Source organism: Phocaeicola salanitronis DSM 18170, assembly GCF_000190575.1.
Taxonomy (GTDB): Bacteria; Bacteroidota; Bacteroidia; order Bacteroidales; family Bacteroidaceae; genus Phocaeicola; species Phocaeicola salanitronis.
In genome coordinates this window covers 310,349-335,379 of record NC_015164.1, presented here as the reverse complement: position 1 = coordinate 335,379, position 25,031 = coordinate 310,349, and the positions used below count along the sequence as shown (strand labels likewise).

The window sequence follows — 25,031 nt, the reverse complement described above, 5'->3', positions numbered from 1 at the left end:
ATATTAATGTTTAATACTATCGACTATACCTTTAGCTATACTTTGCAATACTAATACACTAGATAAGTTGTAGCTGTTTTTATGAAAGATCCACTTAAATGAATGAAATACATTTTGTGCAATATCTGAGGCTATTATATGTATTTTCTTTTTAGTAAAAAACGAATCCAAATTCTGTTTTATCTGCAATAAAAGCTGTTGTTCCAATACATTTACAGGAGAGTATGATGTTAAGAAATTTTTATACCATAAATAAGCTTTGTCTGTAGATTCTAATTTTATCTCAACATTACCTGTATTAGTGATTGTTTGCCCATTTATCCTATAGAAAAAAGTAGGGTGTGCGGTATGCACTACTCCATTGGGATTTGCAACCATAAAAGCTGTAATATCATCACTTTCCCATGCTAATGGCAATTTATAAAAACCTCCAACTTTACGTAAAGTGGTGGTTCGAAAGCAAAAATCGCCAATAAATTGCATATTCCCATTATGAGGGAAAAAACGGTAAAGCATAAAATTGCAAAGGCTTTCATATTCATTTCTTATGAGCATTAATGCCACAGAGAAGCCTTTCTCATCAATGGCCATTGTTCGTGAGTGAAACAAGTCAACATTTGGATATTTGCAGATCAAATCATTATAAGTTTGCAGAGCATTTTCAGCCAGCATATCATCATCACCCATACAAATAATATATTCTCCTGTAGCATATTCAAGGCATTTATTCCAATTGTCCACCACATTCACCGCACCACAATTCGTTTCATTTATATAATATCGAATGCGTGGATCATTAAACGATTTCACAATAGAAGTCAAATCTTCCGGCGACGCATCATTGACAATAATAAGTTCAAAGTCTTTATACGTTTGAGCAAGAATGCTTTCAATGCACTCTTTCAAGAACCTTGCTTTATAAGCAGGGATAGTTACTGAGAATTTCATTTTGATTTTAATATATTAAATCGCTTTTTGTTCATCTTTGGTAATGCGTAAATAGTCATTAAATAAACACAGATGCACATGGTGATCTGACCATCAGCTGTTGAATATGGTGCAGAAGCTAAATTCAGAAGTGCAAACAACAACATAAACATCTTTGTCCACGCCAAATGGCTTGGCATACGAATTAAACAACATCTTACAAATAAAGCAAGGTAAACTATCATACCTGCTATACCAGTAACCACTTTCATGCGTCCATAGCCTACATCCGAAAGGTATAGCTCCTGCCTTTCCTCCAAGTTTGTATTATATCTACCATATAATGAATCGCCATGTGGAAAACCATTGCCGATAATGTCAGCCACTATGTTTCGAGACCACTGAGTAAAAAAATAACGGTATTCCGTAATGCGAATGTTTTCATCGCCTGCCTTATTGCTTTCTATTTGTTCTTCAGTTAAATTAATCATAGTGCCAACGATAGAATCAGGACTAAACTTAACAGTTCTTCCCAAAGCGAATAAGATCATAAAGAATACTACTCCTATCACTAATAATTTCTTATTCTTTTGAAATACATAAATGATTGTGATTAGCCCTGTCCACAAAATTAACTGACGTGTCACCTGAAGCACTATAACTATAAAAAATATAGAAGCAATTGCAAACCATATTTTTTTGCGTAAAACATACCCCCTATTTAAAGCTATGAAATAAGCAAGAACTAAAAACATTTTTCTGCCAAAATTTATTCGTAAGATACCACGGGACAAATCTTCTTTTACCTCACCGTCTTCATTAAATCCAAATACAGGAACTGGGAATTGATTCATGGCATAAATCCAAAGCACGATATATAGCACGCCAAATATAAAAACATATTTTTCCAACGATTGAATAGACGGCTTACGTTGCATGAGATAAAAATAAAATAGGAGTGTAAATTCAACAGCCATTGCCCTGTATCCCAAAACAATAGACTGTCTCCAAAATACGAAAGCACATAAAATGGCCATAATATTAAACAAAACGAGCCATCGCATTAAAAGAAACAATCTATTAGGAACATTCTTTATAAATGTATTCCAACAATATGCAAGCATCAATGGCACTGTCAAAAACAATGGCAATTTTATCATTGTATTGCTAAATCCTACATAAGCATAAAATTGCAAAGAAATAAGTGTATAAAGAATAATGATACACCATTCTTTTTTTGCCCAGTCTGTATATGATGCACCCAATCTACTAATCATGTTATTATCATTTTATAACAAGCCATTTCTTAAATAAATTGGCAATTTGATACGTCAATAAATTTACCACAACGCATATATGGCATTCAAATGTTATTCACCAACTGTTGCTAATACTTTCACGAATTTATCAAAACATTCTTTAGCTATTATTTTAGCTTTCTCTTGCGCTACCATAGGACGGACTAAGTTTGTTAACAAAGTCTCAAAACGTGTGATAGCAACTTCCATGGTTTGAGAATTACTAAAAATAGGAACGATATCTATCATCCTGTCAGTCTCTCCTAATTTTTCAAGCAGACCAGACATTTTATGTTCGTAGCTCAGGCTGATGAATGGAATGCCTTGATTAATGGCAAAAACAATAGAATGATAACGTGCCCCAACCATCAAGATAGCTCGTTTAACCACAGCTTGTTGTATATCACTGCTATACGTATCTGGTATAACTACAATATTTTCTTTATTTTGGAAAATTTCTCGCAATTCACAGAAATAATCATAATCATTTCTCTTTTGATTATTAGTTTGTGGCAACATGACTATCTTATGTTTAGGATAATACTTTTGCATAATGTCAACCAAACGGACATAGAAATTATTAATATCAGAAGCTTCAATATTTTGAAAAGCATAATGCCAACGTAATTCGTTAGGAACAAAAACTATATATGGATTATTCTCTATTAATTGCTGTATTCCTACGGGAATTTCAACTTCCGTAGAATCAAGAAAAGCCGAATCAACAGTTGGGACACAAAGGTTATTCAACTCTTTTGCTACTTGAACGGATTTCTCATCTCTTAAAGAAACAAATTCACAATATTTCAAAGCTTTACATGCAAGTTCTTTGAAACGTCTTTGTTTCCAATTCTCGTCATAGAAAGGTCCGATGCTTCTTCCATAATATACTAATTTTTTATTCATTTTACGGGCAATGAGCAGTAAAGACAAATGTTTCCAATCTTGAAAACCACCCAAGTTTATACCACCTGGTGCCATTATTATCACGTCTGCTTCTTCATACATCTTTTTAATTTTTCGCCCAATTGGAATCCACAACAATAGCCATCCTATATAATATTCATAAGCATGATTAAATATCCGCATAAACCATGTCCTGCTTAGAGAATGAATATTTATGAATTGCACTTGCGGCAACTGCATATCAAACTCATCAATAGCTGCCTGTTCGACATCTATCTCCATGACTTTGATTTTTACATTGGAAACGTTTTTTATAAGACTTCTTATTAATCCTTTATGGGCGGACTCATCCCCTCTATTCCATAAAGGCTGATCAATTAACAATATATTCATACAGCCCTAATTTTTACCGAAAAATTTCTTGCCTAAATCTATTACGTCATCACTCAATACGCTTTTGATCGACTGCTTTATTTTTTGTTTAGCAGATTTTTCTATATTCCACATTTGTTTCAAAGCCTCATTTTCATCCTCCACTTTAGTGAACACTTCAAAAATCATAGGTTTGTCCGTCAACTCAGGCGTTATAAAGCGAGAATACACTTGCTCGAACTCTTCTTTAGCAGATGCTGACAAATATTCGAAACCCAAATCTTCAGTGTAGTGACGGACTAATGCCGGAGACTGGTGACCAAAATGATCCTTAGCAGAAATGTAAGATTCTATATCATTTACACAATTAATAATATTGGTTTGTTTGAATAGCAAAAATTCAGCACCTAACGAATTGTTCACCAACAATATTCTTACATTGTTTCCTACATGCCGATTTCCAAGAGAATTCATATCATAGAAGAAAGACAGGTCACCCACTACTCCAAAATAAAGTTTATTCGGATTCATAAGCGAAGCACCGATAAGAGTAGACAGGTTCCCATCAATCCCGAATCCGCCTTCATTACAGAATGTATCTATGCTCTTTTCTATATCAAAATATCCCCAAGAGCGCAATGGACTGAGAATCCCCAAATGCAATACACTATCTTTAGGAAGTTTGTCATGCAGCCGGTTGGCAATCCAGAGATGTGAGAATGGCAAGTCTGGAATTTCTGTTCCTAATCTGTGTTGAGCTGCAAGACAATTATTCAAATAAGAATCGTCATTATCGCTATCTATTGCCATTTTATCGGCATAAAGATTAAAGAAACTTGCTTCACGCATTTCAAAGACATTTGTAAGTTTCTTGTATCGGTCAACAATTTTCCCGTCTTCAGATACACGCCACACTTCTTTTGGATTGATGATGTTCGGGAAATCACTCATATTGCCTATATGGATCAACAGATCTACTTGACGGTTAGCGTCATCTATTCTTTGTTGCGCGACCAGATTATAGGCTACTTTATATTTCCCCTCATAATTTGCGGAAGGGTCTGTAAACACAACAGCATTATAAGCGTGGCAGAAGCGGTCTATCGCATCTGTTTCTTTCTTCGTCCACCGAATGTGCGAGCCACAGAATACCGCTATTTTGCCTTTCGGAAAAGCCGGCAATTCATCTTCTATGGAGTAACGCCGGATAACCCTTTGCTTAGGCAAATCTTTTACAGAGAAGTCTTTTGAATAGGTGGTGGTCAAATTAATATGTACCGGTCCGCCTCCGTGATGCTTCAAGGCAAGGATGGCTTCATTCGCTTTCACATTGCAGTCCCACGAATCATTTTCATCACGTACAGTCTGTAAATGTACGCTGCAAACCACTGTATCTTTAGGCTGGCATGTCCTGTCTATGACCTGTGCTACAAGGTGACCAATCTTGCTTTCATCCTGTGTAGAAGTCACTGCCAATACAGGCAGTTTCCGATAAAAAGCCTCTGTAAGAGCCGGAAAATAATTACGTGAAGCAGTTGCACCTGTACAACTCAAAACAACTGGTTCACCACTTTCAGCAGCCATGCCGCATGCCATGTAAGCAGCCGAGCGTTCGTCTACACAACTGTACATTTCAAAATATGGGTCTTGCTGCAAGCTGCCTACGAATGTGACATTCGTACTGCCTGGAGACGCAATCACCCGCTTTATTCCATGTTCTTTTAAGAGCGCAATAAGAATTTGCACATTGCGCTCATTGGTATAATATTGTTCCATTGTCTATTCTTATTTATAGGGAAATATTATATATCGGAAAATCAAATATTTTATTTTTTGTTTCAGCGTAGGCATTTCTTTGATAGAGGCACATTCCCCAGCAAGTCTATCATAATAAGCCTCTCTCTTCCAATCAATATAAAGGAACGACTGATTTTTTATAAAACTATCCATACACTGTAGCAAGCCAGTTTTGGCTGCGATAAACAACGAAGTATCAACAAATTTACTTATCTTGCCATTGTCAAACCGCCTATTGTAATAACGATCATATTTCACCTGATATTTTGTGCGGTCAGACTTGAGATTGGAAGATTTTTCTTCCATCTTTACACGAGGCCTAACCCCAGAATACTGTTCTATGGCATCCAAATACCAACTCAATACTTTTTCCCAAGGATAAGATTGATTAGATGTGATATGGAAAGTTTCTCCATAAGCTTTTTCATTACCAATCAACTGGACGATTGCAGAAGCAACGTCCATGCCATACGTAAGAGTCGTATACTTATACGCAATATCATTAGAGAACACGATTGTTCGTCCTTTCAACGCCCTGTATAGCCAACTTTCTTTTTCCAACACGCCAAGTTGAAGACGGTTTTCGCTGTATGTAATATAAGGACGAATTATCGTATAATTTTTTCTACCAGAACTTCTCAACAAATTCTCTTGTCTTGCCTTTGCTAAGGCATATTCATCTGTAACAAGATATTCCTTGTCGGTACAAACATCTAACAAGCGAGGTGATTTTTCTGTTAATGCTTGTTCCGAATCTGCATAGACTCTTGACGAACTCATAAAAATATATTGTCCGCAATTCTCCAATATTTTCTTATACCGCAATTTGAACTCTTCCGTTCCGTAAGCCATGAAATCAACAATGACATCAAAGTCTCTGCTCAAAAGGTTGTCTACGAAGTCCAAATCATGAGCATTTCCTTGTATAAAGGAAATGTTTTCTTTATCGGCAAAAAAACGGCGTGAAGTCACTGCCACCTGATTATTCGTCCCTTTCATTTTTTGGACAAGATGCTTCCCCATTGCACCTGTGCCACCCAATATCAGAATTTTCATATTGAATTACGCTTAATTATAGAGGTAGGTATTATTATGTTAGCATAAGTTATAAAAACCGTTTCTTGAAGTAAACTATTTTGTTTTTTACGATTTGCCTTTCGGACTGTTCAAGCCCGAATAGAAATGTACTGATGCCTAAAGCAATGGTTGAGAGTAAAACTGTAAACAGCATCCGTCCTGTGGATTCTTCCAGAATGCCATAGGAGAATGATGTAATCATGAACGTGCAAACAGTCACCGGTAAAATTCTTAGCAATGTTTCTTTATAAAACATTGCCACAGGGAAATCAATCAACCCTTTTATGAGATAGAGTTTCACAAAAATCAGAATTATATAAATGACAATAAAAACCACATACGAAGTATATGCCGGAAAACCGAAAGCGAACAAACCATATGAGATAAAGAACACCAAAGAGCCTATTGAACCGACACACAAGTAATATTTCTTCACTTTTCCTGTTGCCCAACAAGCGTTTGCCGTCGAATTACCCAATACATCGCAAAGTGTCCCAACCATGGTCAACCTAAGGAAAATGGAAGTGTATTCAGGTACGTTGTCCAACCATAATTTCAATATTATGTCAGCTTCAAACATAAACGGGACAGCAAAGACAAGCATGAGGAAATAAGAATATTTCGCGCCACGACAAACCAAAGTGTACATATATTCCATATTACCTGCTGCATACGATTTTGTGATTTGCGGGTTTAAAGCTGTTGTGAAATTTGTCACGAACTGTCTCACAACGCCTTCTACCTGCGTCGCGATACCTCGTGCGGCATTCACAGTCACACCAAAAAACAGGTTCATGACAATATTGACACCTTGCGTATTGAACAAGTATGCGCCACTTCCCAACAAATTCCATCCGGCAAAGCCCGTAATTTCTTTCAACATCGTCTTGTCGATAACCGTCTGATAACGGCATTCAGCAAAATGTTTCCTGCAATATCCTCCATAAACCAATCGGATCACCAACCCGACAAAGGCAAACAATATGGAATAAGTAATCAGCTTATCAATAGGGGATATGTATAATACATAAACAATTGCAAGCTTCAACGTTACTTCCAATATGCTGATGTATGCAAAAGCACTCATCCTTTCATGAGCTATGATAGCAGCATTATAAGGTACACTGATTAAGTTAAAGATAAACGATAAAATAGCACATTGGAATGCCCAGTTTGCGGCATACAGCCTATCTGCAGGGATATTCAACTTGTGGTTGACAAACCATACGCCAATAGCTTCCGCTAAAATCAAGATCGCCAAAGAAAGCAATAATTGCACATTGACGCTTGTTGAAAATATGCGTTGCAGTTTACCGCTCTCTCCTTTCCCTAACTCGTATGTCAAAAAGCGGCTGATGGCTGCTCCTAACGAGCTCGTAAAAAAAGAAAACATCATAACGAATCCTGCAACTACATTATATACCCCATAATCCTCTACACCTAAAGTCGCTAATATGACTCGGCTTGTAAATAGCCCGACAGCCATTGTGAAGATAAGACGTATGTAGAGCAGTAACGTGTTCTTTGCAATACGTTTACTGTTTTCTTTATTGGATTGTGCCATTTATTCTAAAATTCATTTTAGTACAATCTGCAACTTTTCCCATCAAACTCATATTTCAATACTTTGGGTCTTTCTCCGACCTTCTTTGCCGGAATACCAGCCACCACTGCATAAGGCTCCACATTTTTTGTCACCACACATCCGGCACAACATACGGCTCCTTCGCCGATATGAACACCGGGAAGAACGATGACATTGGAACCCAACCAGACTCTGTCATCTATTTCCACCGACATTTTGTAAGCACTCAATTTAGGGCATCCCCTTTTGAAAGGGCACTTTTCAGTGCCCTAAACCGAGTTTTGTTAATTAATTGGTTTTGAATTTAACATTGGCCGGCAGCCAAAGTGATTTTGTCAGGAACCATGTTAACATAATCCCTGCACCCGTTAAAGATATTTTTGAAAAAAGTTCCGATGAAGTTCCAGACAGAACTGCCATGAAGCTTTACCGTTCCTATTACACTATGATAAGTTGCAGCCATCTCAGCCCCGGCATCACTGCCATAATGGAGTGAATTGTTGCGCTGGGTGGTCAGCTTCCGGATGGTCCGTTCTGCCAGATTGTTGTCTATCGGAAGATCCCCATCGTCCAGAAAAGCAAATAGTTCCTTCCAAAACTTCTTCAAGTAATTAAGAGCTTCTGTATAATACTGGCTTCTGAATTCCGAATCTTTTGACAGTTCACTCTCCAACAGGCTGCGCAATTCTATCAGGTGTTCCTTCGTTTCCAAGCTTTGCCTTTCCCGCAGCCTCTCTTCCGGGGTAAATCCGGCATCATTACATTTACGCTCCCTCATAAAGAATTCCTTTAAGATATTGGAAAAGCGTTCAGCTGCCGGTTCACCACCCTGGTTGTAAGCCTTGACAAACTTATTTTTGGCATGGGACATGCAAACTTGATGTATGGTATCTTTAAACCGGGCGGACTTCAACTCATCCCCGAAGAATGATTTTCTGTTTGTAGTTTTCTATGTCTATATTATGCAAATTCACTCCCAGTTCAGTTGCGGTAGCCTTGACATATTGATTATTGGTCATTTCTGTTGCATTGTACCCTTTTTCAAGATGCCTTAAAGCAACTTCAATATATTGTGTGAAAGCATCCATTTCACCTAATTGCTTCTTAAGTTTCTTCACGGATGGAAGGGTGAACGATGTCCCTCTAATCGATTTGTTGTGCATGTTATAACATTGTAATATTATAAGGGAGTGTCCTAGCATATTATTGGTACTGAAACTTCTCCCATGTATGCTTTCGCCATTCGGATAGGTCTCACCCTTGTAGCGGATGAAAAACCTTTCAAATCTTTACTGCTGCACATACCAGAAGCTGTTATGAATTTATCGTGCGATGATTTGGGATGAGTTTTTGAGGCATTTCCGTTTGTGTGATGAGGAAGATAGCGGGCTATCTGACGAAGAACAGAAGCGGAAAGGACCAAAAAATCGCCCAAAGCACACACGAAAACGAATACATCAAGACAAGAAAAACTTTTTGGAGAAATTCAAAATAGTTTCTCAATAAACTTTTTATATTAACAGCGTGAAGGTAGGCACATTTATTAGGACGGGCAATATTGGACGCTTACGTGAAAAATGAAGGGCATTTCAAAAGCAATGACTTACTGACAGTTCACCTATAAAGATATTCGTGAGACTTCTTTGCGAATGGTTTCTTTTATATCTTCCCATGCCACATTTGTAAACATTTTCGGCATGAACTGGTTTTCTGCATCTTCGAAATAGGTCAGGCTCATTAATGCGCGGAAAATGGAATATTCAGGATATTTCGATGCATAAAATCCTAAAATATCTTGTAGTGGATAAATCTACAGACATACGATGCCCATACTGGAGTGCCAGTGCTGTTCCGCCCACCAGTCTTGCTTCTGAAAGAAAGTCTTGGTTTGAAAGTTCTTTTAGAAGTTCCAATGTGTGTGGCTCGACTGTGTGGTATGATAACATCGGTATTGGGTTTTGTCTGTGTGTGAAATGCAGCAGATAAAGGATAGCGCTTTGGCATCCAATGTCCGTAGCGAACGGCACTCAGCGACTATTTTATCTAATCCGTAATAAGCGAGTATCAGTTTCCAGTCGGCCAGCGTCCCGTATTCAAGCACACGCTGAATAATTTGCGACGGGCAACTGTCCATATCTGCATGCTCTTTGTCTATGTCCCAAAACAGATGGGGAGACAATTTTGATATATAGTCTTGTTGTGTCATATTCCTTTAAATGCTTGAAGATAAAAACAAAGATAATAAATCTTTTCAATGGAAAGAAATTTATCGGTATTTTATTCTTTGGCAAGCGGCATCCATTAATCATTTTTGGGTGTTGGAGGCATGCTTTTCAATGAATAATGCGAATCAGGAGTTAAACGTAGTTAAGTTCCACAGGAGTTATCACTTCGTTCAGGAGTTATACTTCACGCGGTATTTATTTGTGCATTTTGTATATGCCACGTAGTAGAGACGATGTGCACATCGTCTCTACAGAAGCGGTGCAAAAGGTATTGGCATCTAACTCCCAGCCCGCACTGGCGGGCGATAACTGCCTATAACTCCCTTTTAACTCCTGATTGGCACGAATAACATTTAAGCCAAAAATCTCTCCCACACATCTAACACATACGGCACACCATAATTTTCGTATGCTTCCGTATGCTTCAATTTTTCCAATCCATCTTTCAACCATTGCAACTCTGCTGCCGGAAAATTCCCGCTTTTGATAGAGCTGATGATTGCCTCCATCATGTCTTGGCAAACATAGTCGGGACTGTACATATCATCGAAATAGTTGTAATGCTCGTCTTCCACGAAGTGGTAAGTGAGGCTTTCGAGCACTTCAAGCAGGATGGTTGCAGCTTCGGCATAGCTGCCTTGATTTAGCGATTCACGAATCGTTTTCCGATAGGGTGAAAGCAGTCTCGCTATGGTATCGCAATCTTCATCTATGTTGCGTTCGCTGAATATGGCTTCGATTTTATTCTTTCCGTTTGTCATACATGTATGTTTTGGAAACGTTATCTATATCTATTTTTTAGGGATATATACTGCATCGGCAGTTGCAGTATATATTCAACTGCAGTTGCAGTATATATTCAACTGCCGATGCAGTATATATTCATTTTTCGGGTGTACTATCCTGTATGTTCTGTTCCGCCTGCTGCGCGTTCGGGGCGATGAGGTTCTGGCCGCCGTTGATGATGCAGACAAACTTGGGTTCTTCCCGCTCGTGGAGCTTGTCTATCTCATCGTGGTACTCCTTGGGCATTATCCAGCGGAGAAGGCACTTTACGTGCGAGAGGTCGGCGTTGCGGTTTGCATTCAGGTATTCCTGAGCGGCGGCTATCTGCCTGAGATAAGGTATCTCAAAATGCTCTTCCCGGATGGATTCGATGACTGCTTCCGCTATCTTCTTTATGAACGCGCTTTTTTTCATCAGCCAAGAGTTTCAAGTGAAATGCCGGAAATGCGTAAAGTTTCCCGGTGACTTGTCCTCTTGGAATGAGTATCGGGTTCATGACAGGGCGGTCTTTTCAGACAGGTTCAGGGACGTTTCTTGGGACGGTTCATCCATGCGTCGTTGATGCGGGCACGGATGTTGTCGATGGTCTTGCCTTTTTCAAGCTTGGACGCGAAAGGCAGCAGGAGGCTGATGAAGCGTTCTTTCACCATTTCTTCGGGGAAGAGCCTGGGCTCTTGTTCCACCATCTCCACCACGACACGTGCCAGTTCGGTAGCCGACCGGCACTCGCCGATGAGGGAGAGATAGCGGCCGAGGTTCTCCTTATTTATATATAGGGCAAGCTTCTGCGCTTCGGGAGGTTCCGTTTCCTGAGCGGATGGGTCGGGAAGCGGATGTTCCGGAAAGTGGCCGCCGTAGAAATTCTGCACGGCTTCCGTAGCGTTGGGGAGGATCTGGTTGTTTCCTCCGTTTATGTTTATGGTTATGTCGGACACGACAATAATTAATAATTAATGCCAATCAGGAGTTAAAAGGGAGTTATAGGTAGTTATCGCCCGCCAGTGCGGGCTGGGAGTTAGATGCCAATACCTTTTGCACCGCTTTCAGAAGTTAAGCTATTGGCCTTTAACTCCTGAACGAAGTGATAACTCCTGTGAAACATAACTACGTTTAACTCCTGATTCGCATAATTAACAATTAATAATTAAGAAGCTGTCTGTCAGCCACCCAAATAGATTACCCTGCCATTCGGACGGCCTCCTAAGAAATCAAAGATGTTCGGCTCGTCGAAATAGATGCCCATGTCGGCATAATAGGCTTCCTCCGGGTCGGACGGCACGGTGTAGAGGTCTTCGTAAAGGTTTATCCGCTTGCCGAACGCAGTGGTGAAATAAATGTTCCTTGCCGCCTCCTGCTCTTTCTTCAGGATGCCGTGCCAGACGGTTTCACCGTTCCATACGGGCAGGTCTTCCTCGTCGAGCCATACGGCGGAACCGCTTATGTATGTTTTGTTATTGTAAGTAACGAGTTGGGCGGCAAGATAAAGGCTTGGCACGTCTTGGGGAGCGGGTGTCGGGAAAATTACGTCATGGAACACACGGCCGTCCCTATGGCGCAAAGCGAACGTGCGTTCGTCTTTTCGCTCTAAAACTGTATAAGTATCCAACCGTTCGGAATGGATTGCATCAAGCATTTCTGCCGTTTCCATCAGCAAAGCCTTTTCCTTTCCGTCCACGAAAGAAGTCTCGTAACGGAACTCTTTGGCTATGGTATCCGCCAAGGAATAACCGTGCTTGTCACGCCAGTTGAAGGCAAGGTCAGCCCACAGCATCTTCTTTGACCCCAACCTTTTTCCGACAAACCGCATGAACATCGCCTTACGGTAGCGCAGGTCGGGAAAGACTTGCCGCAAGATTCTGTCTTCGCGTGCAAACCAAGCCAGCATTTCACTCAAACGGATGAAATCCCCTGAAAGCACACTTTCGACCATCCATTGCCTGAGGGCACTGCACTTTGCGTCTGTCACGGCCTTTCCCACGAGGTTGTGGACTTCGGAACCGGCTTTGGCACTCATTCCCAAGCCATCGCACCAGCTACTCTCCACATCGCCTACGCAGCGGTACCTGTATTCGTAAACGCCGTCAAGCCCGACGGCGACGGTATTCTCTATGTAAAGCAGGAAAGGAAGGATTCTATGGCTGTCGAAGCACCTCGCTTCCTGCCCGACAAGACGGTACAGCCTGCCGTATAGCTGATAGAAGAAGGCTACGTCGCCATCCACGCTCATGGACGGATGGTGAAGGCTTTTCCATTGGGACTTGAATTGGTCTATCGTGTACATTTTTTTGAGGAGTTTAAGAAGCTGTTTTGAATTTATAGTAAAACAAAATTGGTTTGCGAAAAAATGGAATGGAACACAGAGACACAAAGACACAGAGCTTTATTTTTTGAGAGAACAGAGTTCACAGAGTAAAAGTCTGGCTCTATGGTCTTTACCTTCTTTATATATTTATTTCTCCGTGCCTCTGTGCCTCTGTGTTCAATATAAAGGATTAACGGATTTTTCGCAATTCATTTCTGATTGACTATATCGTGCGATGATTTGGGATGAGTTTTTTGTAGAGACGCAAAATCTTGCGTCTTTACTATGAGGAAGATAGCGGGCTATCTGACGAAGAACAGAAGCGGAAAGGACCAAAAAATCACCCAAAGCACACACGAAAACGGATACATCAAGCCAAGAAAAACTTTTTGAAGAAATTCAAAACAGCTTCTTAACCTGAGCAAAATTTATAGTCAATCAGAAATAAAATGCGAAAAATCATTTGTCATGCTGAGTGCCTATTTCCTGCGGAAAACCCATTCGATTATGACAGGTATTGTCATCCTGAGCGCCAGCGAAGGATCTCGTAAACATCCACGTGGATGTGAGATTCTTCCTCCCTACGGTCGTCAGAATGACAAGAGGGTTAAGGATAATCCGTCATTGGTAACGAAGTGAAGCATCTCGGATGCACCCACGTGGATGTCTACGAGATCCTTCACGTTCGTTCAGGATGACAATACATCAAGATTTTGTCGCAAACCAATTTTGTTCTACTATAAACAGGCTCTAAATAAGCTGTATGTATTCAGGCTGCACCTCAACGGCAGCGGCAAGGAGGTTGGGAAGTTCTACGAACATCCGCTTGGTGCGTGCGCCCTGCATTTTCTGCAAATTGCCCTCGTAGCCGTCCAGCGGACCGCCGACGATGCGCACTTTCCGTCCTATCATATCGGAGGATATTTCTTCAGGCGCGTAATAGCGTGTATTCTCGGTGGATTCCACGGCATGGATGAAACGTTCCATGTCGGCTTCCCTCACCGTCATCGGTATTTTGTAACCTCCGCGCACGTAGCGGTATTGCACGGTGTCGTATTTCTCGACTATCGGGTCAACCGCCAGCCGTGTGTCATGCACGAAAAGCAAGTCCTGCATGAAAGGCACTTCTTCCCGGTAACGCTTGCCGTTCCGGGTCACCAGTTTCCACACCATCGGCGTAAAGACCTGTATCTTCAAACTCTTGAACAGCTCGTAGGCTGACAGCTTGGCGTTCCACCGCTTAAGGTCGCGCATGACAAACCATTGGAGGTGGCCATTTACGTCCGAAGATATGTCTTTTTCTATAGAAAGACGGTCTTGCGCATTAATCCGAGATTCGTTCATTTCTTCAGGCAGGGACATTTCTTCTAGTCCTGCAAGCTATCTCAAATTACACGATAACAAGCAGTTACACAAATCAGGCTGTTGACTTCCCTTAATTTCATAAGATTATTCCATCTCCGTCACCACTCATAATAGCGTTTGTGTTGGCATTGATTTTCATGACGGATTTTTTGTCCGTCTCCTATTATGAGATGGACATTCCGCTGCAAATGTAGCAATAATAATTAAATGTCAAGTGTTTTTTGCAGGTTTATTTGCTATTATTTTTTATGAAGCGACAAGCGATTTGGCAATTTGTTGACGGAATATTTTCACGGAAGTCCTGTTAGTTGTTGGCATTTAGATGTTTTACGAAAATGTCCATCTCATAATAGGAGAAGTCCATTTTCGTGAAACTGTTGTTTGCGTCAGAGACCCTCCAAAATCATCCGGTTTGCCTTATCCACTTCACTTGACTTTATCGAGTCGAGGTATATCTGCGTTGTCGTTTCCGAATCGTGTCCGAGGGCTTCGCTGATGACCGACAGCGGAACGTCCTTGCCACGAGCTATGGTGGCCCAACTGTGTCGGCTATAATACATAGACAACGGCAGCGGCAGCCCTGCCAGGCGTGCTATTTCTTTCAGGTGCCGGTTGATTTTCCTCATTTGATTCTGGTACTGCCTGCGTTCGCTCCCGTCCTCACGGGTGATGATGAGCAAGAGGTATCTTGTGCCGTTGGGCTTGTACTTGTCCATGATGGCCTGCATCTGCTCGGTCCATTCCATTGTCAGCAGCTGCCCCGTCTTTTTGCGGCGGTATGCCAGGCAGCCGTTGTCAAGGTCGGTTTTCTTCAAATACGCCATATCGATGAAGGACATTCCGCGCGTACAAAAACTGAACATGAACATGTCCCTCGCGAAGTCCAGGCTTGGGTTCCGTGATAAATCCAAGTCATTGATTTTCTTGATTTCGATGAAAGTCATGCTCCTTTTCACTGTCTTGTCCATGCCGCAGTAGACGTGCCTGAACGGATGACGGTCGGGCGTAAGCCCTTTCTCTACCGCCAACTTGTAGTTAGTGCGCAGTATGCGCATATAGAAAGAGGTGGTGTTGCGCGTCAGTCCGCATCCTTGCATCCACGCCTCGTAGAGTTCCAAAAGCCCGCCGTCCACCATGTCGAAAGTCAGGTCTACGCCCTTACGGAAGCGCATGAGGCTGTTGAGCATCGAGCGATAGGTTTCGACTGAGCGTACCTTGCCGAGCTTTTTCTTGTGCCGTACCTGTTCGTGGATAAAGTTGAATACGCTGTCCGGCGTGTCCGTACAAGGTTGGAAGTTGGCGGCGATTTCGTCAAGGCTTACATTTCCCGTGGCTGTTTCGCTTTCCTCCACCATCCGCCTGAGGTTCTCAAGCTCCCATTGCAATTCTGTTTTCAGGGAAACGAGGAAAGTGTAGCGCGGCGACGACAGCGACGGAAGCAATATCCGCCCTGTCTTACTGTCCCATTCCCCGGCGAAGATTCTATACCCGCTCGTTATCCTGCGCACCGAGCGTCCGTGTATCAGCTGGAACACCAAAGAGCCTTCCTTGCCCTGCACCGCTGACGGTCTGAATTTTAGTTTTATCGATGTCATGGTCCAATGTTTTTTATTCTTCTTTATAAGAAGCTGTTTTGAATTTCTTCAAAAAGTTTTTCTTGGCTTGATGTATCCGTTTTCGTGTGTGCTTTGGGCGATTTTTTGGCCCTTTTCGCTCCTGTTCTTCGTCAGATAGCCCGCTATCTTCCTCATCACAGAAGCGAAAATGCCTCAAAAACTCATCCCAAATCATCGCACGATAAATTCAAAACAGCTTCTAAGAAGCTGATAGAATATTACTTTATTGGAAAATTCAAACAGGCTCTTAGATAAATAGTGCCAATCAGGAGTTAAAAGGAAGTTATAGGCAGTTATCGACCGCCGGTGCGGGCTGGGAGTTAAATCAACCTCGAAGAGGTCGATGGAGGAGAAGGGAGACGGGATAATCCGCAGGTGTTCCCCTTCGGGGAGCTACCAGCGGTTAAGCATAGTTCAACCTCTTCGAGGTTGTCGAGTGTGCGAGGCAAGAAAGAGCCGGACGTGCGAGGTTCAACCTCTTTGAGGTTGTCCGTGCAGGCGATGTGGGTATGCACAATTCTAAGAAGCTGTTTTGAATTTCTCCAAAAAGTTTTTCTTGACTTGATGTATTCGCTTTCGTGTGTGCTTTGGGCGATTTTTTGATGTCAACTGCACGAACTGTCTTAACGCAACTCAGGCTGTAATCACCGTATAAATCGGTAGATTACAGCCTGAAACAAATCTTAATTGCTATTCTGCCTGAGGGATTCTAATTTTAGAGAGTGCCTTCAATAGCAGCCTGCGCCGCAGCCAAACGTGCGATAGGCACGCGGAATGGAGAACAGCTGACATAGTTCAATCCTACTTTATCGCAGAACTTCACTGATGAAGGCTCGCCTCCATGTTCGCCACAGATACCGCATTTCAAATCAGGACGTACTGAACGGCCTTTCTCTACTGCCATTTGGATAAGCTGGCCTACACCGTTCTGGTCAAGTACCTGGAACGGGTCTACTTTCAGAATCTTTTTCTCCAAATAAACCGGTAAGAAGGAAGCGATATCATCGCGCGAATAGCCAAATGTCATTTGCGTCAAGTCATTCGTTCCAAATGAGAAATATTCAGCATGCGAAGCGATGCGGTTAGCGGTCAGAGCCGCACGTGGAATTTCAATCATCGTACCTACCTTGAACGGCACTTCTATACCTTCTTGTTCGAAAACTCTCTTAGCCGTAGCGCGGATGATGTTTTCCTGTGCTTCGAATTCGTACAAGATACCAATCAACGGAACCATGATTTCAGGATGCGGGTCGTAACCTTCTTTCTTCAGCTCACAAGCGGCACCCAAAATAGCCTCCGTCTGCATTTCGGTAATTTCGGGATAAGTATTTCCCAAGCGGCATCCGCGATGACCTAACATCGGGTTGTGCTCGCACAGACTTTCTACACGCTGGTGGATATAATCTACCGTAACACCCATCGCTTTCGCCATTTCCTCCTGGCCTTTCTGGTCGTGCGGAACGAATTCATGCAAAGGCGGGTCGAGCAAACGTACATTTACAGGATAACCGTCCATTGCTTTGAATATGCCCTTGAAGTCATTCTTCTGGTAAGGCAACAACTTAGCAAGCGCTTTCTTGCGTCCTTCTTCATCCGGTGCCAGAATCATTTCACGCATAGCGATAATCTTCTGATTGTCAAAGAACATGTGTTCCGTACGGCAAAGTCCGATACCTACGGCACCAAACTTACGGGCTACTTCCGCATCGTGGGGAGTATCCGCATTGGTACGTACCTGCAAGCGGGTATATTTGTTACACAAGTCCATCAGTTTTGCAAAGTTTCCTGATACTTCAGCTGCCTTGGTAGGCACCTCGCCCTGATAAACTTCGCCTGTACTACCGTTCAAGGAAATATAGTCACCTTCTTTCAGCACGACACCATCGATTTCTACCGTGCGGGCTTTATAGTCTACATTGATAGCTCCTGCACCCGACACACAGCATTTACCCATACCGCGAGCCACTACGGCAGCATGTGAAGTCATACCGCCGCGTGCGGTCAAGATACCTTCAGCAACGGTCATTCCAGCCAAGTCTTCGGGAGAAGTTTCGATACGTACCATAACCACCCGATGACCATCGGCACGCCATTTAGCCGCATCTTCTGCAAAGAATACGATTTGACCTGTAGCAGCACCCGGAGAAGCGGGAAGTCCGCGAGTCAAAACCTTAGCGTTACGGAGTTCTTCTTTATCGAATACAGGGTGAAGCAGTTCATCCAACTTATTCGGTTCGCAACGCAAGACAGCTGTCTTTTCATCGATTAAGCCCTGTTCCAGCATCTCCATGGCGATACGCACCATGGCAGCACCTGTACGCTTTCCGTTACGGGTCTGCAAGAACCAAAGTTTTCCTTCCTGTACTGTGAATTCCATATCCTGCATGTCATGATAGTGGTTTTCCAGTTTGGTCTGCAGCTCGTCAAGTTCTTTATAGATTTCCGGCATGGCCTCTTCCATCGAAGGATATTTGCTGGCACGTTCTTCTTCTGAAATGCCTTGCAGTTGCGCCCAGCGTTGAGAACCGATTTTAGTAATCTGTTGCGGCGTGCGGATACCTGCTACTACGTCTTCGCCTTGGGCGTTAATCAGGTATTCACCGTTGAAAAGATCTTCGCCTGTAGCGGCATCACGAGAGAAGCAAACGCCGGTAGCAGACGTGTCGCCCATGTTTCCGAATACCATTGCCTGCACGTTTACGGCTGTACCCCATTCAGCCGGTATGCCTTCCATTTTCCGGTAAAGGATGGCACGTTCGTTCATCCACGAATCAAATACGGCACAGATAGCTCCCCACAATTGTTCGTAAGCATTGGCAGGGAATTCTTTACCGGTTTGAGTCTTAACAGCTTCCTTGAAGCGTCTTACCAGTTCTTTCAGGTCGTCCACTTCCAGTTCATTGTCCAAGCGGACCCCTTTCTTTTTCTTCACGTCTTCGATAATCGCCTCGAACGGGTCGATATCATCTTTATTGGCAGGCTTCATGCCCAATACAACATCGCCATACATCTGCACGAAACGGCGGTATGAATCCCATGCGAAACGTTCGTTGCCTGTCTTGCGTGCCAATCCGGCAACCACTTCGTCATTCAGTCCCAAGTTCAGGATAGTGTCCATCATGCCCGGCATAGACGCGCGTGCACCCGAACGTACAGATACGAGCAACGGATTTTCTACATCACCGAACTTTGATTTCATGAGTGTTTCGACTCCCGCAATGGACTTTTCGACGTCATCTTTCAACAGAGCTACTACATCGTCTTTGCCTTTTTCGAAATATTCGTTACAAACTTCTGTAGTAATGGTGAAACCGGGAGGAACAGGTACGCCAATCAGGTTCATTTCAGCAAGGTTAGCGCCTTTACCGCCCAGCAGGTTTCTCATGTCCGCTTTTCCTTCGGCATGTCCGTTTCCGAAGGTGTAAACTCTTTTTGTTTCCATTTCTTTTGGTAAGATTTATTAGGTTATTATGTTTCTCATAAGTAGAGTGTCTGCAAAGCTATGGAAAATTTGCAACATATCAAATACAAATAAGGTGTTTTTGGGCATGTTTTGGCAGATAGACTTGTCAAAAACGGTTTTTCATACATTTTGCCCCTGCTGATTGGAAAGGAAGATACAACCCTCCCCTTCACCGCATAGCCTTGCCGCATGCCCCGATAAGTAATGTCATGCCCGGTCCGGATGCTTGCGGCGGCACACGCAATCATCTGCATCGGGCTACGCATGTATATCCAAAGGGTAATGCACATAGATGAACATACCGTTTCAAACGGTACATCCTTATAGAGCATGGAAACGCTTTATTTACTCATGCCAATCAGGAGTTAAAAGGGAGTTATAGGTAGTTATCGCCCGCCAGTGCGGGCCGGGAGTTAGATGCCAATACCTTTTCCACCGCTTTCAGAAGAAAAGCTATAGACCTTTAACTCCTGAACGAAGTGATAACTCCTGTGAAACTTAACTACGTTTAACTCCTGATTCGCATTACTCAATAATCACTACCAGCGTGGCTTCTGCAGGCATATAGTCGAAAATAAACTTGGCATGCGAAGTAGCATTACGCACACACATGTGCGAACGGGGAACAGTGCCTAAAGACCAACTATACTCTATCATAGCGGTTTGAGGAACATTAACAGGAACGCCATGCACGTATGCCCCGTTCGTAAACCGGGAAGCATAAGGAGCATATCCGCCCGTGGCAGAGCCTCCATCTTTCAGGAATACCATCCGCGCCTTTTTCTCTTGCAAAAGAAACATCCCCAACGGCGTCTCTTGCGCATACGGCGGGCGATGCACACCTGTCGTTGCCGGATTCATGCTCCGTACAGCCCACTTGCCTTCGCCCATCCGCTCCATTGTAGCGATATTCTGGTCTTTCCGGTCTACAAATATGACATGATGAAACTCTGTATCCGGGGAAAGCCGCTTCACATAACGCCGGGGAACGAACCAATCCCCTCCTATCGTAACAGGAATCACATGAAAAAAATCGCCGTCTTCACCCTGTAAATAAACCAAAGAGCCATCCCGCCCGTACCGTTCGGGAACTTCCATATCAGACGGACGATACAGAGGCACCGACTGATAACGCTCTACGCCCAATGTATCAGACACACGCCCATATTCATTCCGGACATACTTATGCACCAAAGGCGCTTCCTGATTCCGGTTTTTATAATTGCAAAGTACAGCCCAGCGCACCGTATCATGCTGCATGTTCTCAATAAACGCCAAACATTTGCGCATCGTCTCCCACTTAAAACTACGTACCGTATCGCCATAAGGGTAAATATCCTCCGGCGTATAACGGTCGTAAAGCAAGTCTTTAGTCAGTTCTATATCTGAAAAAGTAAGTCCAGAAGAGCCTCTACCCTCTATCCGTGAAAGCATATCATTCATCATCCCCAGCTTTTCAAATACTGGGAAATCAGGCATTTGCCGCTTTTCGCACCCGAAGAGCAACAGGCAGCCCACACATATACAACAGATAACCTTTCTCTTCATAGCAGGCAGGTTAAGGTTCAGACAAAGATAAACATTTTTTTTCATTTTCAAAATCGATTGTTTATAGAATAACAACCGAAGAAGCAAATTTGTTGAAATTTATCGCCTTCCCTGCCCATGCGGGTATCCGTAAACGCCACATCAGATACACGAATGTTCCAATATCCGCATCGCAATGTCCAAATATCGGGTCATATCTACTGTAAAAGGTCCTTCATAAACATCATGCCGTTTGCGCCCTAATCGCACGACAACCGCATCTTTCGAAGGTATGGCGTAAATATATTGCCCCAGCATTCCCCTCATGCATGGAATCTCCTCACCCCGGTAACGCATAATCCAAGTCTGCAAGCCGTAATAATCGAGCGAATCTTTTCCCCATTGGTCTTTCAGATAAGAAGCCGGACGGAGCATCTCGTCCATATAGGCATGTGATATGAGCTGCTTTCCGTTCCAGTTCCCCTTGTGTAAAATAAGCCTTCCGAAGCGCGCCACATCACGGGCCGTCGTATGAAAGCAACAAAATGCCTTTTCATCGCCCCCTTTCTTGTCCAATAACCAATAGGCGTCCTGCCCGGCTTGCATCGGCTTCCATAATTTCTCTTCCGCAAGCCTGCTCAACGTCTCTCCCGTAGCCGCTTCAAGGACGAAAGCCAAAAGTTGGGTTTCTCCGCTCCGATATAAAAACCGGACACCGGGAGGGTCTGCCACTTCCAGCCCGGTCACCAACTCATACAAATCGTTTCCATAATATCCATGTGTCGTAACCGAAAAAAGCGAGGCATACGATTCGTCCCATGCCATTCCCCCGCTCATCGTAAGCAAATCCCGAACCGTAACATCCGCCTGCATACCTTTATTATATATAGGGATATAGCGCGAAACCTTATCGTCTAAACTATGTATCTTTCCCTCATCCAGCGCAATGCCGGTCAAAAGCCCCACAATGGTCTTTGTGGCTGAATAAAGATTTGAAGTCAACGTATCGTTCCATCCGTCCCGGTAACTCTCGAACAAGATGCTATCGTGCCGGATAACCAGAAAAGAGACCGTACGCAGACTATCCAAATAGGCTGAATCTTCCGGGAGAAGCCGGTACCGGTTATATTCCTCCGCTTTCTTCCAATGCCAGACATCCTGAGGATTATGACGCACCACGTTACGGTGAAACGTTTCTAAATCATCGATTACGGGCATCCAATGCACCAAAGCCTGCCGCGCATAATAAGGCAGGAACAAGTAACTTATAAAAAGCGCAAGCAGCACTCCGATGCATCCGTACGTCCATTTCTTTTTCTTAGATAAAGACATGCGCATAAATTTTATACTATGAATTCCATCTTTCACCAAACTGCTTATAGGGGTAAAGCTGTCCTGCCCTTGTGCTACGGATACGCTTAGGGGCGAGCAACCTCGCCCCTAAGCAGCCTACGGACATTACACTTGATAGCCGATTTATTTAAAGATACTTTCCACGCTTGCAATGGCACGCAATACGTTTTCCGAATGCCTGTGTGGATGTATCAGATTTTGTTCGTGAGCGTATCGGGGAAAATAACCGAAGGCTTGAACGACTTCGCTTCCTCGAAATCCATCAAAGCGTAGGACATGATGATGACCACATCGCCTACCTGCACCTTGCGGGCGGCGGCACCATTGAGGCAGATGCATCCCGAACCGCGCTCACCTTTTATTATATAGGTTTCGAAACGCTCGCCGTTATTATTGTCCACAATCTGCACTTTCTCGCCTGCAATCATGTTGGCGGCATCCAGCAAGTCTTCGTCTACCGTAATGCTGCCCATATAGTTCAGGTTCGCTTCGGTCACCGTCACACAATGTATTTTCGATTTCAATACCTGTATCATCATCGCGTTGTCACTCCTTATATTTAATATTATCTATCAAACGGACCTCACCGCAAAATACGGTAATGCATCCTACGATATACTTGCTTTCTTCCCACTCGCCTACCGTCTGCAACGTGTTCCCGTCTACGATTTCAAAATATTCCAGGCGCAGCCCCTCGGCATCGGCTATTGTCTTTTCTACAAACGCCTTCGTTTCTGCCAACGTATGAGACTTGGCATAATCCACGCTGGCAAACAACGCCTTCGAGATTTGCAACGCCTGCTTGCGCTGCTCCCCGCTCAAGCGGGCATTCCGGCTGCTCAATGCCAGCCCGTCCGCCTCACGCACGATGGGGCATCCCACTATCTGCAAATCGAACGGATAGCGGCGTACCATTTCACGGATAATGGCAAGCTGCTGGAAATCTTTTTCACCGAAATAAGCGCGCGTAGGCTCCACAATCAGGAACAACTTGCTCACGATTTGGCATACTCCATTGAAATGCCCGGGACGGTACTTTCCTTCCATCACCGTGTCAAGCGGCGCATAACTGAACGTACGCGTATCGGGCTCGGGATAAATCTCCTCTACCGACGGAGCGAACACGAACGCCGCCCCACACGACTCCAGCAAACGGCAATCAGCATCCAGCGTGCGCGGATACTTCGCCAAATCGTCCTTATCATTAAACTGGGTGGGGTTGACAAAATCGCTTACCACCACCACATCATTCTCTGCGACGGCGCGTTTCACCAACGAAGCGTGACCGGCATGCAAAGCTCCCATCGTAGGAACCAGCCCAATGGTTTTACCTTCTCCGCGAAGCGCGTCCAGCTTCGCCCGAAGTTCCCGAATAGTTTGAATTAATTCCATTTTTCTGATAATTAAACGCTATGCTTTTAAAAAATCGGGTGCAAAGTAACCACATTTTTGGCAGATAACGAAAACAGATTGCAAAAAAATGCATGTTCAATCCGACATTAACAAACTATAAGGTAAATATCGCATACGAATTAATAAGCGCATCTGTTTTTTTTTGTATCTTTGCGCAATTATTTATGAGCAATAGAAAATAACATGAGTGCAAAGAAAGTTTTATTCATTACACAAGAAATTACTCCTTACGTACCAGAAAGTGAATTATCGTTAATCGGCCAAAACCTGCCTCAGGCAATCCAAGACAAAGGGCGGGAGATACGTACCTTTATGCCGAAATGGGGAAATGTAAACGAACGGCGCAACCAGCTGCACGAAGTAATCCGCCTGTCGGGAATGAATATCATCATTGATGATACCGACCATCCCCTGATTATCAAAGTCGCTTCTATCCAAGCAGCACGCCGTCAGGTTTATTTCATTGATAATGACGATTATTTTCAACACCGCTTAATGGAAGCCGACGAGAACGGGAAAGAATATGAAGACAACGGCGAACGTGCTATTTTTTATGCCCGCGGCGTATTGGAAACCGTCAAGAAGCTGCGGTGGTGCCCCGACATTATTCATTGCCACGGTTGGATGAGCGCTGTCGTTCCGCTCTTTATCAAGAAAGCGTATTACGACGAGCCTTCTTTCCGGGATTCAAAAGTCATTTTCTCTGTATACGGAGACGGCTTCAAATCGAACTTGTCGCCCGATTTCGCCAAACAAGTAATATTCCGTGAAATCACGCCGGACGACATAAAAATGATCCAGACTCCGGTCAATTACGAAGAACTGTGCAAATTAGCCATTACCTATTCAGACGGAGTCATCCAAAACAGCAAGGAGGTAAATCCTGCCATTATGGACTATGCGCGCAGCCTGAACCTCCCGACAGTAGACTATCAAGCGGACGAAAAACAATATGCAGACGCTTGTGACGCGCTCTACGACAAAGTTTGGGAAACTCCCGAATAACCAAAAACATATAA

The 25,031-nt window shown here is 43.3% G+C and carries 24 protein-coding genes and 2 pseudogenes; 3 read left to right on the top strand and 23 right to left on the bottom strand.

Going from position 1 to position 25,031, the window contains the following annotated elements; all coding sequences use genetic code 11:
• Window positions 1–3: 3 nt before the first annotated feature.
• From BACSA_RS01455 to BACSA_RS01415, 9 genes and pseudogenes are all read right to left on the bottom strand, one after another.
• Window positions 4–948, bottom strand: a complete 945-nt coding sequence (locus tag BACSA_RS01455) for a glycosyltransferase (protein WP_013616353.1) — start codon at window positions 946–948, stop codon at window positions 4–6.
• Window positions 945–2,204, bottom strand: a complete 1,260-nt coding sequence (locus tag BACSA_RS01450; protein ID WP_013616352.1) for a hypothetical protein — start codon at window positions 2,202–2,204, stop codon at window positions 945–947. The genes BACSA_RS01455 and BACSA_RS01450 overlap by 4 nt, the downstream gene beginning before the upstream one ends.
• A 93-nt stretch (window positions 2,205–2,297) precedes the next feature.
• On the bottom strand, window positions 2,298–3,524 hold the full coding sequence (locus BACSA_RS01445; protein ID WP_013616351.1) for a polysaccharide pyruvyl transferase family protein: 1,227 nt from the start codon (window positions 3,522–3,524) through the stop codon (window positions 2,298–2,300).
• A gap of 6 nt (window positions 3,525–3,530) precedes the next feature.
• Window positions 3,531–5,279: a thiamine pyrophosphate-binding protein gene (locus tag BACSA_RS01440; protein ID WP_013616350.1), complete on the bottom strand. Its 1,749-nt coding sequence runs from the start codon at window positions 5,277–5,279 to the stop codon at window positions 3,531–3,533.
• A gap of 9 nt (window positions 5,280–5,288) precedes the next feature.
• A complete protein-coding gene (locus BACSA_RS01435; protein WP_013616349.1) occupies window positions 5,289–6,356 on the bottom strand; it encodes an NAD-dependent epimerase/dehydratase family protein in 1,068 nt (355 codons plus the stop codon).
• Window positions 6,357–6,405: 49 nt separating this feature from the next.
• Window positions 6,406–7,941 (bottom strand): lipopolysaccharide biosynthesis protein, encoded by a 1,536-nt coding sequence (locus BACSA_RS01430; protein ID WP_013616348.1) that lies wholly within the window; start codon window positions 7,939–7,941, stop codon window positions 6,406–6,408.
• Window positions 7,942–7,958: 17 nt separating this feature from the next.
• Window positions 7,959–8,192 carry an acyltransferase gene (locus tag BACSA_RS01425; RefSeq protein ID WP_245546565.1) on the bottom strand — a complete coding sequence of 78 codons (234 nt, stop codon included), beginning with the start codon at window positions 8,190–8,192 and terminating at the stop codon, window positions 7,959–7,961.
• 74 nt (window positions 8,193–8,266) lie between these two features.
• Window positions 8,267–8,890: pseudogene (locus tag BACSA_RS01420) on the bottom strand (IS66 family transposase); the annotation flags it as partial.
• On the bottom strand, window positions 8,877–9,080 hold the full coding sequence (locus tag BACSA_RS01415; protein WP_144005165.1) for a hypothetical protein: 204 nt from the start codon (window positions 9,078–9,080) through the stop codon (window positions 8,877–8,879). The gene BACSA_RS01415 and the pseudogene BACSA_RS01420, both read right to left, overlap by 14 nt.
• 214 nt (window positions 9,081–9,294) lie before the next feature.
• Here BACSA_RS01415 and BACSA_RS20025 point away from each other — a divergent pair, with 214 nt between their 5' ends.
• Window positions 9,295–9,468 (top strand): hypothetical protein, encoded by a 174-nt coding sequence (locus BACSA_RS20025; protein WP_169311431.1) that lies wholly within the window; start codon window positions 9,295–9,297, stop codon window positions 9,466–9,468.
• Window positions 9,469–9,580: 112 nt separating this feature from the next.
• Here the strand turns inward: BACSA_RS20025 and BACSA_RS19080 are convergent.
• From BACSA_RS19080 to BACSA_RS01390, 6 genes and pseudogenes are all read right to left on the bottom strand, one after another.
• Window positions 9,581–9,908: pseudogene (locus tag BACSA_RS19080) on the bottom strand (nucleotidyl transferase AbiEii/AbiGii toxin family protein).
• The gene (locus tag BACSA_RS19075; protein WP_013616346.1) at window positions 9,863–10,168 is read right to left on the bottom strand and encodes a DUF6922 domain-containing protein; all 306 of its coding nucleotides are present in this window, start codon (window positions 10,166–10,168) and stop codon (window positions 9,863–9,865) included. Before BACSA_RS19075 ends, BACSA_RS19080 begins: the two are co-directional and overlap by 46 nt.
• A 372-nt stretch (window positions 10,169–10,540) precedes the next feature.
• Window positions 10,541–10,948 carry a hypothetical protein gene (locus tag BACSA_RS01405; RefSeq protein ID WP_013616345.1) on the bottom strand — a complete coding sequence of 136 codons (408 nt, stop codon included), beginning with the start codon at window positions 10,946–10,948 and terminating at the stop codon, window positions 10,541–10,543.
• Between the two features lie 121 nt (window positions 10,949–11,069).
• On the bottom strand, window positions 11,070–11,387 hold the full coding sequence (locus BACSA_RS01400; protein WP_013616344.1) for a hypothetical protein: 318 nt from the start codon (window positions 11,385–11,387) through the stop codon (window positions 11,070–11,072).
• Between the two features lie 107 nt (window positions 11,388–11,494).
• Window positions 11,495–11,908, bottom strand: coding sequence for a hypothetical protein (locus BACSA_RS01395; RefSeq protein WP_013616343.1), 414 nt, complete (start codon window positions 11,906–11,908; stop codon window positions 11,495–11,497).
• A gap of 224 nt (window positions 11,909–12,132) precedes the next feature.
• The gene (locus BACSA_RS01390; RefSeq protein WP_013616342.1) at window positions 12,133–13,254 is read right to left on the bottom strand and encodes a hypothetical protein; all 1,122 of its coding nucleotides are present in this window, start codon (window positions 13,252–13,254) and stop codon (window positions 12,133–12,135) included.
• A gap of 489 nt (window positions 13,255–13,743) precedes the next feature.
• Between BACSA_RS01390 and BACSA_RS20020 the strand changes: the two genes are divergently transcribed.
• Window positions 13,744–13,914: a hypothetical protein gene (locus tag BACSA_RS20020; protein ID WP_013616340.1), complete on the top strand. Its 171-nt coding sequence runs from the start codon at window positions 13,744–13,746 to the stop codon at window positions 13,912–13,914.
• Between the two features lie 111 nt (window positions 13,915–14,025).
• Here the strand turns inward: BACSA_RS20020 and BACSA_RS01385 are convergent, their stop codons facing one another.
• From BACSA_RS01385 to panC, 8 genes are all read right to left on the bottom strand, one after another.
• Window positions 14,026–14,529: a UpxY family transcription antiterminator gene (locus tag BACSA_RS01385; RefSeq protein WP_245546617.1), complete on the bottom strand. Its 504-nt coding sequence runs from the start codon at window positions 14,527–14,529 to the stop codon at window positions 14,026–14,028.
• Window positions 14,530–15,026: 497 nt separating this feature from the next.
• A complete protein-coding gene (locus BACSA_RS01380) occupies window positions 15,027–16,235 on the bottom strand; it encodes a site-specific integrase (protein ID WP_013616338.1) in 1,209 nt (402 codons plus the stop codon).
• Between the two features lie 13 nt (window positions 16,236–16,248).
• On the bottom strand, window positions 16,249–16,431 hold the full coding sequence (locus BACSA_RS20015; RefSeq protein ID WP_169311430.1) for a hypothetical protein: 183 nt from the start codon (window positions 16,429–16,431) through the stop codon (window positions 16,249–16,251).
• Between the two features lie 540 nt (window positions 16,432–16,971).
• Entirely contained in the window at window positions 16,972–19,698 is a 2,727-nt protein-coding gene (ppdK, locus tag BACSA_RS01375) for a pyruvate, phosphate dikinase (RefSeq protein ID WP_013616337.1), read from the bottom strand.
• 546 nt (window positions 19,699–20,244) lie between these two features.
• A complete protein-coding gene (locus BACSA_RS01370; RefSeq protein ID WP_041584157.1) occupies window positions 20,245–21,267 on the bottom strand; it encodes a L,D-transpeptidase in 1,023 nt (340 codons plus the stop codon).
• Window positions 21,268–21,408: 141 nt separating this feature from the next.
• Window positions 21,409–22,578, bottom strand: a complete 1,170-nt coding sequence (locus tag BACSA_RS01365) for a serine hydrolase domain-containing protein (RefSeq protein WP_013616334.1) — start codon at window positions 22,576–22,578, stop codon at window positions 21,409–21,411.
• A gap of 212 nt (window positions 22,579–22,790) precedes the next feature.
• On the bottom strand, window positions 22,791–23,138 hold the full coding sequence (gene panD, locus BACSA_RS01360) for an aspartate 1-decarboxylase (protein WP_013616333.1): 348 nt from the start codon (window positions 23,136–23,138) through the stop codon (window positions 22,791–22,793).
• Between the two features lie 7 nt (window positions 23,139–23,145).
• Window positions 23,146–23,991: a pantoate--beta-alanine ligase gene (gene panC / locus BACSA_RS01355; RefSeq protein WP_013616332.1), complete on the bottom strand. Its 846-nt coding sequence runs from the start codon at window positions 23,989–23,991 to the stop codon at window positions 23,146–23,148.
• A gap of 204 nt (window positions 23,992–24,195) precedes the next feature.
• Here panC and BACSA_RS01350 point away from each other — a divergent pair, with 204 nt between their 5' ends.
• Window positions 24,196–25,017 carry a glycogen/starch synthase gene (locus BACSA_RS01350; protein ID WP_013616331.1) on the top strand — a complete coding sequence of 274 codons (822 nt, stop codon included), beginning with the start codon at window positions 24,196–24,198 and terminating at the stop codon, window positions 25,015–25,017.
• The last annotated feature ends 14 nt before the right edge of the window (window positions 25,018–25,031 follow it).